At 61.0% G+C, this 17,206-nt stretch carries 14 protein-coding genes; 7 read left to right on the forward strand and 7 right to left on the reverse strand.

Annotated elements, in window-relative coordinates:
• Nucleotides 1-53 precede the first annotated feature (53 nt).
• Nucleotides 54-1,784 (reverse strand): formate--tetrahydrofolate ligase, encoded by a 1,731-nt coding sequence (locus G5380_RS04675; protein WP_421332644.1) that lies wholly within the window; start codon nt 1,782-1,784, stop codon nt 54-56.
• A gap of 67 nt (nt 1,785-1,851) precedes the next feature.
• On the opposite strand from G5380_RS04675, the gene G5380_RS04680 reads away from it, so the two are divergent.
• The gene (locus tag G5380_RS04680) at nt 1,852-2,280 is read left to right on the forward strand and encodes a hypothetical protein (RefSeq protein ID WP_279496602.1); all 429 of its coding nucleotides are present in this window, start codon (nt 1,852-1,854) and stop codon (nt 2,278-2,280) included.
• Between the two features lie 45 nt (nt 2,281-2,325).
• Here G5380_RS04680 and G5380_RS04685 read toward each other — a convergent pair whose 3' ends face one another.
• Nucleotides 2,326-3,225 (reverse strand): LysR family transcriptional regulator, encoded by a 900-nt coding sequence (locus G5380_RS04685; RefSeq protein ID WP_150997262.1) that lies wholly within the window; start codon nt 3,223-3,225, stop codon nt 2,326-2,328.
• Between the two features lie 109 nt (nt 3,226-3,334).
• Here G5380_RS04685 and G5380_RS04690 point away from each other — a divergent pair, with 109 nt between their 5' ends.
• The 4 genes from G5380_RS04690 (at nt 3,335) to G5380_RS04705 (ending at nt 6,326) form a co-directional block, all read left to right on the forward strand.
• Entirely contained in the window at nt 3,335-3,895 is a 561-nt protein-coding gene (locus G5380_RS04690; RefSeq protein WP_216951725.1) for a YceI family protein, read from the forward strand.
• Nucleotides 3,895-4,632, forward strand: a complete 738-nt coding sequence (locus tag G5380_RS04695; protein ID WP_421352437.1) for a hypothetical protein — start codon at nt 3,895-3,897, stop codon at nt 4,630-4,632. Before G5380_RS04690 ends, G5380_RS04695 begins: the two co-directional genes overlap by 1 nt.
• Nucleotides 4,633-4,814: 182 nt before the next feature.
• A complete protein-coding gene (locus tag G5380_RS04700; protein WP_216951723.1) occupies nt 4,815-5,939 on the forward strand; it encodes an adenosylhomocysteinase in 1,125 nt (374 codons plus the stop codon).
• Between the two features lie 78 nt (nt 5,940-6,017).
• Nucleotides 6,018-6,326: a SelT/SelW/SelH family protein gene (locus G5380_RS04705; RefSeq protein ID WP_216979195.1), complete on the forward strand. Its 309-nt coding sequence runs from the start codon at nt 6,018-6,020 to the stop codon at nt 6,324-6,326.
• A gap of 114 nt (nt 6,327-6,440) precedes the next feature.
• On the opposite strand, the gene G5380_RS04710 is transcribed toward G5380_RS04705, so the two are convergent.
• Together G5380_RS04710 and pepT are read right to left on the reverse strand one after the other, a co-directional pair.
• Nucleotides 6,441-8,150 carry a lysophospholipid acyltransferase family protein gene (locus G5380_RS04710; RefSeq protein WP_421352438.1) on the reverse strand — a complete coding sequence of 570 codons (1,710 nt, stop codon included), beginning with the start codon at nt 8,148-8,150 and terminating at the stop codon, nt 6,441-6,443.
• Nucleotides 8,151-8,359: 209 nt separating this feature from the next.
• A complete protein-coding gene (gene pepT, locus G5380_RS04715; RefSeq protein WP_421352439.1) occupies nt 8,360-9,583 on the reverse strand; it encodes a peptidase T in 1,224 nt (407 codons plus the stop codon).
• 1,014 nt (nt 9,584-10,597) lie between these two features.
• Here pepT and speA point away from each other — a divergent pair.
• Nucleotides 10,598-12,499 (forward strand): biosynthetic arginine decarboxylase, encoded by a 1,902-nt coding sequence (gene speA, locus G5380_RS04720; protein ID WP_005344160.1) that lies wholly within the window; start codon nt 10,598-10,600, stop codon nt 12,497-12,499.
• 271 nt (nt 12,500-12,770) lie between these two features.
• Nucleotides 12,771-12,959, forward strand: coding sequence for a hypothetical protein (locus G5380_RS04725; RefSeq protein WP_279486814.1), 189 nt, complete (start codon nt 12,771-12,773; stop codon nt 12,957-12,959).
• A gap of 62 nt (nt 12,960-13,021) precedes the next feature.
• Here G5380_RS04725 and G5380_RS04730 read toward each other — a convergent pair whose 3' ends face one another.
• The 3 genes from G5380_RS04730 to G5380_RS04740 form a co-directional block, all read right to left on the reverse strand.
• The gene (locus G5380_RS04730; protein ID WP_279486815.1) at nt 13,022-13,327 is read right to left on the reverse strand and encodes a hypothetical protein; all 306 of its coding nucleotides are present in this window, start codon (nt 13,325-13,327) and stop codon (nt 13,022-13,024) included.
• A 268-nt stretch (nt 13,328-13,595) separates the two neighbouring features.
• Complete coding sequence (locus tag G5380_RS04735; RefSeq protein WP_362786913.1) at nt 13,596-15,602, reverse strand: methyl-accepting chemotaxis protein; 2,007 nt, start codon at nt 15,600-15,602, stop codon at nt 13,596-13,598.
• A 203-nt stretch (nt 15,603-15,805) separates the two neighbouring features.
• Nucleotides 15,806-17,101 (reverse strand): amino acid permease, encoded by a 1,296-nt coding sequence (locus tag G5380_RS04740; RefSeq protein WP_005334398.1) that lies wholly within the window; start codon nt 17,099-17,101, stop codon nt 15,806-15,808.
• Nucleotides 17,102-17,206 lie beyond the last annotated feature (105 nt).

Consider the following 17,206-nt stretch of genomic DNA (forward strand, 5'->3'; position numbering starts at 1 on the left):
ACAAGGCCCCGCCAATTGGCGGGGCCTTGTTGTTTCTGGCGTTGTGGAAGGGCTCAGCTCAGGCCGACTATCTCGCCGTTCTCATCGATATCGATATGGCGATAGGCAGGCAGACTGCCCAGCCCCGGCATGGTCATGATGGGGCCCGCCAGCGCATAGACGAACCCGGCACCGGCGCAGAGCTTCACCTCGTCGATGGGCACCTCGAAATCGGTCGGCACCCCTTTGAGGGCTGGGTCGTGGCTGATGGAGAGCGGCGTCTTGGCCACGCAGATGGGCAAGTGATCCCACCCTTCGGCGGAGAGCTGGGCCAGCTGCTGGCGGGCTTTGTCGGAGAGCTGCACTCCGCGGCCGCCGTAGCCGCACTCCACCAGGGTCGCCAGTTTGGCGTCGAGGCTCGCCTCGTCGGGGTAGAGCAGTTTCACCTTACCTGGTTGCTCGCAGGCGGTGACCACGGCGCGGGCCAGCTCGCTGGCGCCGGCACCACCCTGGGTGAAGGCGTTGGAGATGGCCGCGCCACAGGCACCGGCTTGCTGCGCTTCATGGGCCAGCAGCGCCAGTTCGGCCTCGCTGTCGGTGGGGAAGCGGTTGATGGCGACCACCACCGGCCCCCCGTAGCGCCGGGCGTTCCGGATATGCCAGGCGAGGTTGGCGCAGCCCTGCTTGAGGGTTGGCAGATCTTCCCCTTGCAGGCTGGCTGGCAGCGGCTGGCCCGGGCGGATATCGAGCAGGCCGCTGTTGGCCTTGAGGCCGCGCACCGTGGCCACCAGCACCACGCAGGCGGGGGTAATACCTGATTGGCGGCTCTTGATGTTGAAGAATTTCTCCAGCCCCATGTCGGAGCCAAAACCTGCCTCGGTCACCACATAGTCGGTCAGGCCAAGGGCGATACGATCGGCGATCACCGAGGAGTTGCCGTGGGCGATGTTGGCAAAGGGGCCGGCGTGCACCAGCACCGGCGTCTGCTCGGTGGTCTGCATCAGGGTCGGTTGCAGCGCATCTTTGAGCAGCACCGTCATGGCGCCCGCTACTTCCAGCTGTTCGGCAGTGATGGGCTTGCCGTGAATATCGCGGGCCAGCTGGATGCGGCCGATACGCTGGCGCAGGTCTTTCAGATCGCTCGCCAGCGCCAGAATGGCCATCAGCTCGGAGGCGGCGGTGATTACGAAGCGATCGCTGCGCTCCACACCATCGGCAGCGCCCCCCTGTCCAATCGTGAGGTGGCGCAGTGCGCGGTCATTCATGTCGAGGGTGCGTGGCCAGAGGATGTTGTCAGCATCGATATCGAGCCGCGGGAGGCCGGTTTTGGCGGTGAACTCGGCACCCAGTTTCTGTTCGTGGAACAGGCGGGCATCGAGGGCTGCTGCCGCCAGATTGTGGGCCGCCGTCAGGGCGTGAAAATCGCCAGTGAGGTGGAGGTTCATCTCCTCCATCGGCACCACCTGGGCGTGGCCGCCACCGGCAGCGCCCCCCTTGACCCCGAATACCGGCCCGAGGCTCGGCTGGCGGATAGTGGCGATGCTGGGCTGGCCGATATGGTTGAGCCCCATGGAGAGGCCAAGGGTAGTCACCGTTTTCCCTTCACCGAGCGGGGTCGGGGTGATGGCGCTCACTAGTACCAGCTTGCCGCTCTGCTTGGGCTGAGACTTGAGCAGGTCGAGGCTGAGCTTGCCTTTGTAGTGGCCATGAGGGCTGAGCAGGTGCTGGGGGATGGCGAGGCGTTCGGCCAGCGCGTGGATTGAGAGACGGGGGGACTGGCGGGAGATCTCGATATCGCTTAGCATCAGCACCTCGTTGGCATATCGGGGTAAAATATGCGGCGCAGTCTAGTGGAATATAACGGGTAATCCAATGACGAAAACGATTTTATTTGGTGATGGTGAGGTTCGTCAGAATCCTGTTCTGCTGGATCTCAACGCACTCTATCATCCCCCCAAGCAGCCGATGACGGCGCTGGGGATTGTCAGCGCGCTGGTGCCGTTGTTCGGTTTCGGCTGGCAGGCGATGACCCAGGACCCCGAAACCCAGCTGCGCCACGAGATCCGCAAACGGGTCAACAAGCACAAGACAGACGAGGCAAACCTCATTTTGATCCTGCAGCTGGCCACCATGTTTGACTGCCCCGAGATTGAAGTGGCGCTCCCCTATGCTCTCAGTGAGCAGCAGTTGTCGGTGATCCGCACCCGACTGCCACGCTGGCAGTTGAGTCTCGAGCAGGAGCGTCTGCTAGCCAAGCTCACTCCTGTTGCCGCATCCACCGCCGCACCTGGCCAGCGCTAGGTTTCAAGCCGGACCAGCAGGCCGTATCCTCTGCTCTGGCAATCATCACGGCTTATCCCACTGTTGCGGGGCGAGATAGCGCTCCTGCACGAACTCGATAAAGCAGCGCACCTTGGCCGAGACGAAGCGGCGGTGCGGATAGACCGCATAAAGTCCCACCTCTCCCTTGTCCCACTCTGGCAGCAGGCTGACCAGTTGCCCTGACCGCAGGGCCTCCCCCACGATAAAGGTGGGCTGCAATATGATGCCCTGATCATCACAAGCGGCGCGGGTCAGCGCCACCCCGTTGTTGGCCCGCAGCGGCCCCTGTGGCCGGATGCTCTGCTGCTCGCTTCCCCGTTTGAAGTGCCACTCCGGCTGGGTCAGGGTGTAGATCAGACAGTCGTGCTGCTTGAGATCCTCGGGTTTTCCCGGTCTGCCCTTGCGTGCCAGATAGGCGGGGCTGGCGCAAAGCTCGACCCGAATGGTGGCAAGCTGGCGCGCCACCAGCGAGGAGTCGCTGAGGTGGCCGATCCGCAGCGCCAGATCGAACCCCTCTTCCACCAGTGCTACCCGCCGGTCGCTGTACTCGATATCGAGTTTGAGGTCGGGAAAGCGCTGGCGAAACAGCGGCAGGGCGGGGGAGAGGTGCAGATAGCCAAAATCCATCGGCACCGAGAGCTTGAGGGTACCGTTCGGCTGCTGGTTGTGGTGGGTCAGCTGGCTGTGGGTCTCTTCCAACTCCGCCAGCAGGGCGAGGGAGCGCTGGTAGTAGAACTGGCCCGCTTCGGTGGGATTGACCTGACGGGTGGTGCGCGACAGCAGCCGGGTGGCGAGGGACTCCTCCAGCTGCTGCATTAGCTTGGAGGCCATGGCGACCGAGATGCCGAGCTGGTTGGCGGCCTTGGTAAAGCTCTGGCACTCCACCACCTTGATAAAGGTACGCATGGCGGCGATCTGGTCCATTTTCCATCCTCAGTAAATAATGAATTTAATAAATCACTGATTATTCATCTTCAGAACGAGGTTAGCATTTTAACCACTGATGTGAACCCCAAGATGAAGGAACGAACGGATGAAAATGACCAAGGCTCTGCTGGCCTCCTGCCTGTTTATGGTTACCCCTCTGATGGCGGCGGATTACGATGTGGATGCGGCGCACACCACGGTGCAGTTCAAGGTGGGTCACCTGGGCTTCTCCGAGCTGGTGGGTCGCTTCAACACCTTCAGCGGCACCTTCAGCATGGATGACGCCAACCCGGCGGCCGCCAAGGCGAGCTTTGAAGTGGATGCCGCCAGCGTCGACTCCAATCACGAGGCCCGCGACAAGCACCTGCGCAGTCCGGACTTCCTCGACGTGAAGCAGTATCCCAAGATGACCTTCGTCAGCTCCGCTTACGAGGGCACCAAGGATAAAGGCGTGCTGAAAGGGACCCTGACTCTGCACGGTGTCTCCAAGGAAGTGGCCTTCGATCTGGTCAAGATCGGTGAGGGCAAGGATCCCTGGGGCGGCTACCGCAGCGGCTTCAACGCCTCCACCACCATCAAGCGCAGTGACTTTGGCGTGAGCTACATGCTGCCCGGCATTCCGGACGAGATGAACATCAACCTGTTTGTCGAAGGCGTGCGCAAGTAATGGGCGCGGAACTTCTGCTGCAAACCCTGGCGGCTCCTCTGGGAGCCGCTTTGCTATCGTGGCGCTGGCCGCGACTGGGTTATCTGTGGGGCGCGCTGGCGCTCTGGCTGGTGGGCTCATTGCTCGGCGGTCTCTATGGTATTCCGGCCAAGGCGTGGCAGTGGCTGCCGCTGACCCTGCTGGTGCCCGCCATTGCGGCTCAGGTGAACGATCTGCGCGGTTCACTGCTGCTCTTTGCGGTGTTCAGTGCGCTGGTGTGGTGGCAGGGATTGGCCTCGGTACTGGCGAGCGAACCCGGGATCTTGCTGGCGCTACTGCCCGCCATCCTCTGGTTTGGCTGGAGCACCTTGCGCTGTGACAGCCGCGAAGGGCTCGGGTTTGCCCTCGGCTTTATCTGGTTGGCACTGGTGATCGGCATCGATGGCAGTCTGCTGATTGCCCAGCTGGCCGGTGCGCTGGCCGCTTTCGCCGGTTTTCGCGCCCTGCTTGCCACCTTTGTTGACATCAAGGTAGCACCCGCCGGTCTGGCGCTGGCCCTCGCCTTCGTCCAGATGCTGGCCTGGCAATATGTGGAGGTGCCGCTGGTGGTGTTGCTGCCGGTCTGGTTGCTGCCGCTGCTGGAGTGGGCGTTACGTGACAAACCCTGGCCAGTGCGTTGGAGTGGGCTGATCCTGCTCGCTGCCGCGGGAACCGGGCTCAGCCTATGGTGGGTCTGGCCTGCTGCTTCTTTGTACTGATACTTGTGTGGAAAATGGTCAAATGGCGCCATTTTTGCATACCTGCTCATACTCTTGGCAGATAATGATTGAGCCCCCTATGTGTTTCAGATAAAAAGGATTTTCATTTTATTTGGACACACACAGAACCCGGCCGCGCCGGGTTCTGTTTGCCTGCTTTGCGGCACATAAGGAGGCCACAGTTGCGCAGTCAAGGATCTGAGCATCTGTTTTTTCGCCATTTCACCGGACAGGGACGTATCGATGGTCTCTGCATTCTGCTGGTCACTCACCTGCTTCCCGATCGCCCCCGTTTTATCGACGCTCTCGGTCAGATTGGACGGATTGGTGCCATTTTGCCCAAACCGAAATCGGTACACGGCCCGACCCTGGAGTGGGTATCCCAGCACTATCCGGTGCTGCCCCTCAACCGACGCTGGACCAATGAACCCGACAGCCTCATCCAGCAGATTGCGCCGCTGGTGGCCCCCCACGAGCGGTTGCTGATCCTCGATATTGGCGGTTACTTTGCCAAAACCCAGGTGATCTTGAGTGAATACTTCGGCCCCCGTTTCCTCGGGGTGGTGGAGATGACCGAGAACGGCCATCAACGCTATGAGCAGGAGGTGCTGGCGACCCCGGTGGTGTCGGTGGCACGCAGTCCCCTCAAGCAGGCCGAGGATATCCAGATTGGTTTGAGCGTGGTCTACTCCGCGGAGTCGCTGGCTCGTAATCTCAACCGTACTTTCAACGTCTGCGAAGCCGTGCTGTTTGGCTATGGCAAGGTGGGGCGCAGCATCGCCCGCGACCTGCGCTGTCGCAATCTTCATCTCGGGCTGGTGGAAACAGATGTGCTGCGACAGGTCGAAGCGCTCTCTCACGGTTTTCGCTTGATCACCAAGGCTGAAGCCTTGAGCCGCGCCGAGCTGGTGATCTGCTCTACCGGCAACGGCTCGCTGGATTTGGCGGATCTGCAGGCGCTGCGCCCCGGCACCATGGTCGCCTCGGTCACCTCGGCCGATGACGAGTTTGCCTTCTCGCTGGCCCAGTTGCCGTGGCCGAGCGAAGAGGTGTGCCCCCATGTGCTGGCCCTCAACCGGCCGGATGGTACCCAGATCTACCTGCTCAACCGGGGTGAGGCGGTCAACTTCGTCCATGGCGCCGTGATTGGCGAATATGTCTATCTGGTGCTGGCGGAGATCATGGAAGGGATCCGGATGCTGGCGGCAGGCCCTCTTGCTCCCGGCCTGTTCGAGCTGCCAGAATCGGCGATGCGTACCATTGCCCGCCATTGGCTGGCCGATTTTCATGGGGTTGATCAGCGCTGATTTGACCGAACCGGGATTGGCCATTGGGTGGCGGTACGCCACTTCCCGCCATTGGCCGCTTTTTTTATGGAGTCACTCATGACCGAGTCTGAAACCCTGATCAGCAAACCCCGCATCGAAATCCGCTACTGCACCCTCTGTCGCTGGATGCTGCGCGCCGCCTGGCTGGCGCAGGAGCTGCTTTCCACCTTTGACAGCGATCTGGGGGAGGTGGCGCTGGTGCCGGCCTGCAAGGGGGAGTTCCGCATTCTGGTGAACGGGGTGCAGGTGTGGGATCGGGTGGTCGATGACGGCTTCCCCGAGGCCAAGGAGATCAAGCAGCGGGTGCGCGATGTTATCGCCCCTGAGCGGGATCTCGGCCACTCGGATCGCAAGGCGGCCGAGTAACGCCAGATGGGCCGAGCGCCTCGAAAAGGTGCTGAGCATGAGAGCGAAAGGAGAGGGAGGCGATGGCCTCTCTCTCCTTTTTTGCCTTTGGCTGTTTGCCTGGCGCCTGCAGGGCTATGAGCGCGGCTCGGCCAGATGACTGCCGATATAGCGGGCCCGCTTGTGGGGCTTGATGCGGCTCACATCGACCCACACCAGCCCGTCGATGCAGTGGTTGAAGTCGGGGTCGATACCAAAGTCCATAAATTGCACCCCGCCCGGCTCGCACAGCTCGGAGTACTGCTTGTAGAGGGTGGGGATGGCGCAGCCCAGATTGTCGAGACGGGCCTTGAGTGCTTTGAGATCGGCGCCGTAATCCACCCCTTCGAACAGAGGCTGCGTCTCGGGGTAGGGACGGCGGGAGGGGGCCAGCGCCAGCTCGGGGGCAAAGTGCTGGCGGTAGAAGCTCACCAGCAGATCCTTGGCCGCCGGCGGCAGGCTGCCGGAGAGCGACACCGGGCCAAACAGGTAGCGGTAGCGGGGATAGCGGGCCAGATAGGCACCGATGCCGAACCAGAGATAATCGAGCCCCCGCTTGCCCCAGTAGGCGGGCTCGATAAAGCTGCGGCCAAGCTCGATGGCCTGCTCCAGCCGGGGCAGCAACTTATCCTCAAAGCCGAACAGGGTGTGGCTGTAGAGGCCATCCTTCCCCTTGCTGGCCAGCAGCTCCGCCACCGGGGCAAAGCGGTAGGCGCCGATAATGTCGAGTCGGGCCGGATCCCAGAGGATCAGGTGGTGATAGTCGTTGTCAAAGCCATCGAGATCCCGCCGCTTGCCGGAGCCTTCCCCCACAGCGCGAAAGGCGATCTCCCGCAGTCGCCCCAGCTCGCGCAGGATCACCGAGTGGCTCAGTTCGTGGCGGCGGTAGAGGTAGATCCCCTGACCATCCGGGGTGGTGCCGAGCTGTTCGCAGCTTTCGATGGCCTGTTTGAGCTGGCGGCGATCCCCCGGCAGGGCGATGGGGGCCTCGGTCTGCAGCCGTCCCGCCTTGCCACGGCCAATCCGGTAGAGGTGGTTGCGCACCAGCCGCGCCGCCGTCTTGGCGGGCAGCTCCTGAAAACTGCCGAGCGGAATGCGCGCTCCTATGGTCACCGGCAGGGTCTGCCCCTGCTGGCGAAACAGCTGGCGCACCAGCAACAGGGCGGAGGCGGGCTTGTTGAGCCAGGAGGCGAGATAGAACCAGAGGCTGTTGCGCCCTCCCAGATGGATGGGCACCAGCGGGGTGCGGGTGCGCTGGGCCAGCTTGATAAAGCCTGCCTGCCAGGGGCCATCTTTCACCCCCTTGAGGCCAAGCCGCGAGACTTCGCCTGCGGGGAAGATCACCAGTGCCCCTTCATGGGCGAGGTGTTCGTTCATGGCGAGGATGGCCTGTCGATCGGTCTTGCCCTCCATATTGTCCACCGGCAATAGCAGAGGGCGCAGCGGCGCGAGCTGGGCCAGCAGCTGGTTGGCGACGATCTTCACATCGGGGCGGATGCGGCCGAGCAGTTGCAGCAGCGCCAGTCCATCCAGCGAGCCGATGGGGTGGTTGGCGACTAGAATGACCCGGCCGCTGGCGGGAATATGCTCCAGCTGCGCCTCGCTGACCCGATAGTCGAAATCGAGCTGGGTCAGCGCCTGCTCGACAAAGTCGAGGCCGCGCAGGTGCGGGTAGCGGGCGGCAAAGTCGGCAAAGGCACGTTCGTTGAGCAGCCAGCCCAGCAGCCGCTTGAACAACGGGGTGAGCAGGGGGTAGCCAAGCAGGCGGGGGAAGTGCTGGGTCAGCAGGGTATCGATAGTGAACATCTGGAGGGCTCCGGCGATCCGTTGCTCCCAGCATGATGTGGCACTGTTCCCGCGACATGTCAGCGGGATGACAGTTTGATGGCAGCGGCAGCCAGTAGCTCCTGAGCGACCCTCCCCGGTTTACCTTTCTTGATGGGTGATGGCCAGATAGCAAGGGAGGGCCGGTTGACCGGCTCCCCCCTTTTGCCCTGGTAATGATAGCGACCCGATTAACCGCGCCAGGCTGCGGTGAGGCGCACCAGCTCCACCAGGGTGGCGACCGATTTCTCCATGGACTGCAGCGGGATGAACTCGTGCTTGCCGTGGAAGTTGTGGCCACCGGTGAAGAGGTTGGGGCAGGGCAGGCCCATAAAGGAGAGACGGGCGCCATCGGTACCGCCGCGAATGGGCTTGATCTTCGGCACCACGTCGGCGGCCTCCATGGCGGCCTTGGCCAGCTCGACGATATGCATGTGCGGCTCGATCTGGCTGCGCATGTTGCGATAGCTGTCGGTCAGGGTCAGCTCGATGCGGGCCTTGGGATACTCGGCCAGCAGGGCTGCCACCCGGTTCTGCATCTCGGCTTTGCGTGCGGCGAAGTGCTCGTCGTCGAAGTCACGGATGATGTAGTGGAGGGTGCTCTCCTCCACGGTGCCGCTCATCTGGGCCAGATGGAAGAAGCCCTCATACCCTTCGGTGCACTCCGGGGTCTCGTCGGCAGGCATGGCGGCGTGGAAGCGGGCGGCCAGGGTCTGGCTGTTGATCATGCTCCCCTTGGCGGTGCCGGGGTGGACGTTATTGCCGATAAAACGCACCGTAGCGCTGGCGGCGTTGAAGTTTTCATACTCCAGCTCGCCCAGTTCGCCGCCATCCACGGTATAGGCCCACCTGGCCGGGAATCTCTCCAGCGGGAACAGGTTGGCGCCGCGGCCAATCTCTTCATCCGGGGTAAAGCCGACCCAGATATCGCCGCGCGGGATCTCGGGGTGGGCCTGCAGGTGGTCGATGGTGGTGAGGATCTCGGCGATGCCCGCCTTGTCGTCGGCACCAAGCAGGGTGGTGCCGTCGGTGGTGATGAGATCCTGACCCAGGTAGTTTTTCAGGAAGCGGTAGTCACGAATGGCGAGCACCTCGTCACCCTTGCCAAGGCAGATGTCGCCGCCCTGATAGTTTTCGATGATTTGCGGTACTACGTGCTCCGCCTCGTAGTCGGCGGTGTCCATGTGGGCAATCAGGCCGATAGCGGGGGCGTCCGGCTGGTTGCCCGGCAGGCAGCCGGTGAGGTAGCCGTGCTCATCCAGGGTGACCCGGGTTAGCCCCAGCGCCTTCATCTCTTCTTGCAGGGCACGGGCAAAGATCAGTTGGCCTTCGCTGCTGGGGCAGGCTGGATTGGTCTCATCGGAGCGGGTATGAAAAGTTACGTAACGCAGAAAACGCTCAAGCAGGGTATCCATTAGTCAGCCTCTAACCGATTGTGAGCGGTCATTGTGGCCAATCCGTGCGGGGCACTCATTGCGTCAGCGCAGGTTTTTCCCATTTTTTGACGCAAGGGAAGAGCGGCGAATGTGCGGCGCGCGGGGCAACGTCCGGGAGGGAGATCGCATAAATGTGACATTTATTGCGATATTTAGGCGCTGGCGGTGGTGGCCAAATTCCCCTCAGCGACCGTACAGCAAGGCGTCAGCCCAATCATGGCGTTTTCACACACTTTTCAAGGGGAAACCGGGCTGTCGCATAACCTGCGCCATCCCAGAGCCCGCCTGCCCGCCAGCAAGATTTGATCGACTTATTAAAAGGGGATTTTGAACACTATTTTTTATTGTCACTGCCCGCGGTAAGTGTGTACACTCCGCGCCGATCCAAGGGCAACCCTGAAGCAGGCAGAGCCGCCAGAAACCCGACCGATCATACGCCTATAGGGCGAGGCACGCAGAAACGACAGACACTGCTGGGGAATGGTTTCTTTAATACCGGTTAGGCTCCGGTATCAGGGAGAACAACAGACTCTCATCCTTCATTTGACCGAGTGGGCCACCGGCTCATCATCTTCCCTTGTCATGGGCGGTCACTGACGGTGAGGTGGGCTGTGGTTGTTGTCGTCTATCAACACGCATGCGTGCTGGCGCCTTCGCTTCTCTTCCTTGGAATCCTCTCCTTCTGTCGGGATCGCTGCCGAATGATGAACTGACGGCGTGGCTGATGTCGTCTGTCATCAAAGTACCGCGGCGCTACGGCATAGTGGCACCGCATACCGTTGAGCTTGATGTAAAGCCACCAGCCCCACATCAAGACTCGTTACTTCCCCAAGATCCACCAGGCAGCCTCTGGCTTGCCGCGATGTGCAAAGGGTTGGGTTGGGTGGCTGCGTCTCGTGATGGCAGCGCTCGCCGTACTCTGCACTAGATGGTCTGGATGTGATTGAGGGTAACGAAGGCGACTTTGGGTCGCTCATTTGCGAGGCATAGCCCATGACTAACTGGTCCAGCAAGGACTCCTTGAAGGTCTACAACGTTCCCTACTGGGGTGCGGGTTTTTTCAATATCAATGACGCCGGTCATGTGACCGTCGCCCCCGACAAATCACGCCCTGACGCGCATATCGTGCTCTCTGACGCCATCGAACAGTTGCGTCAGTCCGGGCTGACCACCCCCGTGTTGCTGCGCTTCCCCGACATTCTCAAGAGTCGGGTCGATGCGCTGTTCAACGCCTTTGGTCAGGCCATCGAGAAGTCTGGCTATGAAGGGGACTACCTCTGCGTTTACCCGATCAAGGTAAACCAGCAGCGTCGTGTCATCGAGACCATCAGCCAGTCCTACAGCGACAAGCCCCGGCTTGGCCTGGAAGCTGGTTCCAAACCGGAACTGCTGGCCGTGCTGTCCCATCACCATGAGCAAGGCTCGGTGATCGTCTGCAACGGTTACAAAGACCGCGAATATATCCGCCACGCCCTCTTGGGCAACCTGATGGGCCACAAGGTCTACATCGTGGTGGAGAAGCCCTCCGAACTGGAAATGGTGCTGGACGAGTCAGCTCGTCTCAACATCAAGCCCAACATCGGGGTGCGTGCCAAGCTCGCTTCCACCGGCTCCGGCATGTGGGAATCGAGTGGCGGCTCCATGTCCAAATTTGGTCTCTCCGCCTCCCAGATCCTGGCGCTGATCGAGCGTCTGCGCGGGTTGGGCAAGCTGGATTGCCTGCAACTGCTGCACTTCCATCTGGGCTCCCAGATCGCCAATATCCGCGACATTCAGGGCGGCATCCGCGAGTGCGGCCGTTTCTACGCTGAACTGCGTCGCCTCGGTGCCAACATCGAAGTCGTGGACGTCGGTGGTGGCCTGGGGGTGGACTACGAGGGAACCCGTTCCCAGAGCCACTGCTCCGCCAACTACAGCCTCTCCGAGTACGCCAATAACGTGGTATGGGGCATCGGCGATGTCTGCCGCGAGTTCGATCTGCCGCACCCGACCATCATCAGCGAGTCCGGCCGTGCCCTGACTGCCCACCACGCCGTGCTGGTCACCAATATCATTGGTGCCGAAGGTGTGGAGATGAACGACATCAGCGCGCCGGACGAAGATGCGCCGACCATTCTGCAGAACATGTGGAAAGGCTGGCTGGATCTGCGCAGCGAAGATCCCTCCCTGCTGGAGATCTTCCATGACTCGGTAGCCGATCTGGGTGACGTGAATACCCAGTACACCATGGGCCTCTTGAACCTTGAACAGCGTGCCTGGGCCGAGATGCTGCACCAGAACACCTGTCTGGCACTCAAAGAGATGCTCAACCCGGTCAACCGCAACCACCGTGCGCTGGCTGACGAGCTGAGTGAAAAGCTGGCGGACAAGTGCTTTGCCAACTTCTCCCTGTTCCAGTCCCTGCCGGATGCCTGGGGTATCGGTCAGGTATTCCCGGTGATGCCGCTGGCTGGTCTCGATCGTCCGCTTAGCCGTCGCGGTATCCTGATGGATATCACCTGTGACTCCGACGGTCAGGTCGAGCACTATGTCGACGGTCTGGGGGTCGAGAGCACCCTGCCAATGCCGGTCTACGGCGAGAACGAAGAGTGCCACGTCGGCTTCTTCCTGGTCGGTGCCTATCAGGAGATCCTCGGCGATCTGCACAACCTGTTCGGTGACACCCACTGCGCGGAAGTGTGGCTGGACGAAGAGGGCAAGATGGACATTCGCAACGTGGTGCGTGGCGACACCGTCGACCAGCTGCTGCGTTACGTCAACATCGACCCGTCCGTGATCCGCGAAAACTACCAGCGGATCGCCGCTCACCCGGCGCTGGACGATGCCACTCGCAAAGCCCTGCTCGACGAGCTGGAGCTGGGCCTGCAAGGCTACGCCTATCTGGAAGACGAATAAGCCTTCTGTTTGCCCCTCGCTTTTGAGGGAAAATCAAAAACGGCGCCTGCGGGCGCCGTTTTTGTTACCGGGGGCCATCCGGCGATATGACGGTGCGCTCGGTCCATCTTCATTTGGATAACCTATGATGGCTCGGGGCATCCGCAAGCCACAGATCTGGCAGATATCTATCCCTTTCAGCCGCTTCCATTGATCTGCATCAAGCGTGAACCTCGGTGGTTATTTTACGGTCAGGAGTGATGTTGATGGAATGTAACAAAAGGATGTGCATATGGAACTGAAAAGGGACCCGAGATGCTATACCGACGTCTGCATCAATGGTAAGTGGTATCACTACGACCACTGCAGCACCAACGTCTACATGCTGATGGGGGGCGCTGCCCCGAGCCTTCAGCTGGCCTATGAGCCGAGCAGCGAAGAGGAGCTGATCGAGATGCTCCAGCAGCTGGGGTGCTTCTGACTTACCGAATTGATGTCTTGCCATATGGCCATCGGGCGCGTTGCCACGATGGCCACCATTCTTCACCGCTGTACCTTATCTCGGCGGTTTTTATTGCCCAATAACCCCTTGCCAATCTCCAGCATGGCGATGGCCGCGGCATAGCTGCTATCAGACTTGCCTATCTCGTCCGCTACATAGAGAAAGTTGGATTTGTACTTCTCGACGGCCTCCCGTGGACTGGTCGCGTCAATAAAGTCCTCCTCCACCTCGAATCCTTGGGTCAGCAGTGCCGCCTTTTCACTCAGAAAAGTCGGAGATGCCATGTCGATAAAGGTGTATTGCTGCCGATTGGACGCCGGAATGGTAAAAAACTGGTATCTGGCCATGGGTAAATCCTCGCTTGAAGCGGGTGATAGATGACGTGACGCTGGTTTTAATCTGTGGCTCGCAGGCGGCTTCGTTTCCCTCGACGTCGCAGACAGTGCGTGTCGGGAATGCCGCATTTTGTTTTCGTTCGAGACTACTTTGTTGGCGTTTGCCCGGCAAGTGGGTCGCAGAGATTTTCTGGATGATCCGAACAACCGAGATATTGTGGGCAGGGGCGAGACCGGGATAATGCCGGGCTCACGTTGAGCCCGGCTTGTCAGCGCTCTGTTACAGCACGAAGCTCTGTACCATGGCGCGCAGCTGTTCGGTGAGCTGGTGGATCTGGCGGGCGGCATCGCGGGCGGCGTTGGCCACTTGCAGCGCCTCGTCACTGCCATCGGAGATGCGCACCACGTTGCGTTCGATCTCGTTGACCACGGCGCCCTGCTGCTCGATGGCGCTGGCGATGATGGCGTTGGTATCGACCATCCGATCCACCTTCTCGGTGATGGCGCCGAAGGCCTGTTTTGCCTCCTGCGCCAGCCCGACCCCCTCCTGTGCTTCATGGCTGGCCGCTGACATGGCGGTGACCGAGGCGCGGGCACCGGATTGCAGCTGTTCAATCATCTGCTGGATCTCGACGGTAGCCCCCTGGGTGCGGTTGGCAAGAGACCGCACCTCGTCGGCCACCACCGCAAAGCCGCGACCCTGCTCACCGGCCCGGGCCGCTTCGATGGCAGCGTTGAGGGCCAGCAGGTTGGTCTGCTCGGCGATGCTGCGGATCACGCTGATGACGCCGCCAATCTGGCTGCACTGCTGTTCCAGCTGGCCTATGGTGTCGGCGGTACGCAGCACCTCGCGGTTGATATGGTCGATTGCCTTGATGGTGCGTTCCACCACATCCTCGCCCTGACCGACCACGTTCTGCGCCTCCTGGGTCATGCGGGCGGCTTGCAGGGCGTTGCCCGCCATGTCTTGTGAGGTGGCGGCCAGCTCCTTGATGGCGGTAGCGACCTGATGGGTCTCCCCTTGCTGATCGGCAATGACCTCCTGCGAGCGGCAGGTGCGTGCTTCGATCTCGGTAGCGCTCTCCACTACTGTGACGCCATTTTCCCGCACTCGCAACATCAGGGTGCGCAGGGTCTCCAGGGTCACGTTGTAATCCCGGCTGATGGCGGCCAGCTCGTCCTGACCGACGATTTCGATATGCTGGCTGAGATCCTGGGCGTTGACCCGGGCGGCAATATCACGCACCCGCCCTACGGTGTCGCGCAGGGAGAGATAGGCGCCGATCATCAGGTAGAGGTAGAGCAGCAAGCTGGCGGTCAGCGGCGCTGTGACCCACCAGAAGTGGCGTTGGTTGGCGGTCAGCCGCTGATGCAGGTCGGCCTCCAGCCGCTGGCGTACCTGGCCTGCCAGCGCGGTGATAGCCTCGTCCATCTTATCCCCCAGTGCCTGCACCTCCTTGGTGGAGAGCTGCACCAGCTGATCCTTCATCATCTTGTTTTCCATGGTCTCGACCCCCTGACGCACCAGCTGTATCAGAGCATCGGTCTGCTGACCCAGCTCGGCGCGGTAGGCCGGTTCAATCTGGTAGAGCAGAGTCAGATCGGCCTCCAGTTCCTGCAGAGTGGCGCTGATCAGGTCGAGACGAAAACGCAGGCCGCTGTAGCCCTCTGCCTGAAACAGGCCGAAATCGGCGATGGTGGCGGCGCGATCCCGCACCTGAGCCAGCAGGTCGCGCAGCTGCGGCAACCGCTCGCTGGCGAGGATCACCATGTAGTAGGTACCGAGCGCCGGATCCTGGATCAGGCTGCTACTGGCGGTAATGTGCTTGTAGAGGTGGCGCACCTCGGTCAGCAGCTTGTCGTGGCGCAGGTTGCTCTGCTCCACTTCCAGCTTGCCCGCTTCACTCTGCAGGGCGGCCCAGCCCTGCTGGATCACCTCAAAGGAGGGGTTGTTCTGGCGGGTGTCGGCAAAGGCTTGCAGGCTCTGATCAACGGCTTGTGCGGCTGCCTTGACCTGATCATCACCGACCGGATCCACCTCATGGGCGTGACGGGTCACCAGATTGCGATGGGTGAGCAGGGCTTGCTCGATAGCGGGCACGGGGGCGAGATTGACCACTCCCGCCAGCTCGCGGTTGGCCTGGACGTTGTCATCCTGCAGCCGCCCCAGCAGATTGGTCATGCTGTACGCCAGTGGCAGCAGCATCAGGCAGGACCAGAGCAGAAATTTGTATTTGAAAGAGAGCTGATTGCCCAGCCGGATGGCGGGGTTGAAAATCCATTTCATGTTAAGCCTCGATACCTGAGTGCGGGCGTGAGTCGTGTTGCCTGAATAGTACTCCGAGCGGCCTCTCTTGGGTGATGGCCGGTTGCAAGTTGTGATCCCCTTGGCTTTTTACTTCCGGGCGGGGGCGCCGTCAGCCGAGCCAATAGAAAACGGGCCACCCGAAGGTGACCCGTGGTCGATAAGGGGATATCCGCCTGCAACCTTCAGTTGAACGCCAGGAAGGGCGAGACGCAGAGCAGCAGGCCGGTGACGATGATGATGTAGAGGGAGGTGCCCTTGTACTTGTGCAGCGCCGGTACCTGATAGACCAGATAGGCCGGGATGAGGCAACCCACCATGCCGAAGATGGGGCTGCAGATGGAGGTGAAACTCAGTACCGGTGCGTTGAGCACGATGGCCCCCCAGGAGAGCATGACGGTAAACACCATGATGCCCTTACCCACCAATCCTTTGTTGATGCGGTTTTCTGGCATGACGCGGCGCAGCAGGTTCATCGCCAGACCCTGACAGGCTTCACGGAAACCGAGGTAAACGCCGAAGTAGGCGGTCATTACCGCAAAGATGTTGAGGGTGAGGCTCAGGAGCTTGAGGGTCTGGCCGGGCATCCCCTGGGCTACCATCGCCAGCGCGGAGATGTTCTCCTCGGAGGCTTTAACCGCCTGATCGTGGCCCATGGCCAGAGTGAAGGAGACCGCGTAGAAGAACACCACCACGAACAGGATGCCGAAGGCGATATTCATGGCGCGCATCGCCTTGAAGCGGGCCACTTCCAGCGACTTTTCCCGCGAGCGGTAGGAGATCACCATGGGGCTCAGGCTCTGGATAAAGAGGATGGAGGTGAGGGTAAAGGGCAGCATGATGATGGCATCCTTCATCCAGTCACCGGCGGCGGGCATGGCGGTGATGTTGGCCGCATCCCACTTGTCCACCATCATCAGGCCGAGCACGGCCACCACGCTGATCTTGGTCAGCACCATAAAGGTGGAGATCTTGAACAGCAGGTTTTCGCCGCGCGACGCCAGTGCCACCAGACCGCAGATCAGCACCAGACCGTAGAGCGGGTTTTCGGAGAGCAGGCCGTCGGTGACGCCGAAGCTCTGCAGGAAGGAGGCGCTGTCATTGGTGATGGCGGTGGAGTAGACGAAGACCCAGATCACCAGCATCACGAAGTAGAGCGCGCCGAGCAGCACACCCCAGTTCTTGCCAAGGTAGCCGGTGATGACGCTGGGGTAATCCTTGCACTCCGGCGAGGTGGCCAGGGTGTTGATAAAGAGGCGCTGGAACATATACATGGCGGGGTAGCCGATCACCGCCGAAAGCAGAAAGACCCACAAGCCCATCAGACCCACCTGTACCGGCAGGAAGACGATCCCTGCGCCGATGGCCATGCCGATGCTCATGATGATCCAGCCCCAGTCGGTGCTGTCGAAGCGAACCGCTTCTTTCCATTCCAGCGTGCCCATCACGGGGCTGGCGAGTGTAGTGCTATGCGCGTCCATTAAAACCTTCTTTTTTGTAGGGATGTGGGAAAGCGGCGCAAATATAGTTGAATGAAACTGTCATAAACAATGCCCATAAGAGTACTTTTGTTCAAATCAGGATGG

Source organism: Aeromonas sp. 604443 (assembly GCF_049170315.1).
Taxonomy (GTDB): domain Bacteria; phylum Pseudomonadota; class Gammaproteobacteria; order Enterobacterales; family Aeromonadaceae; genus Aeromonas; species Aeromonas veronii_A.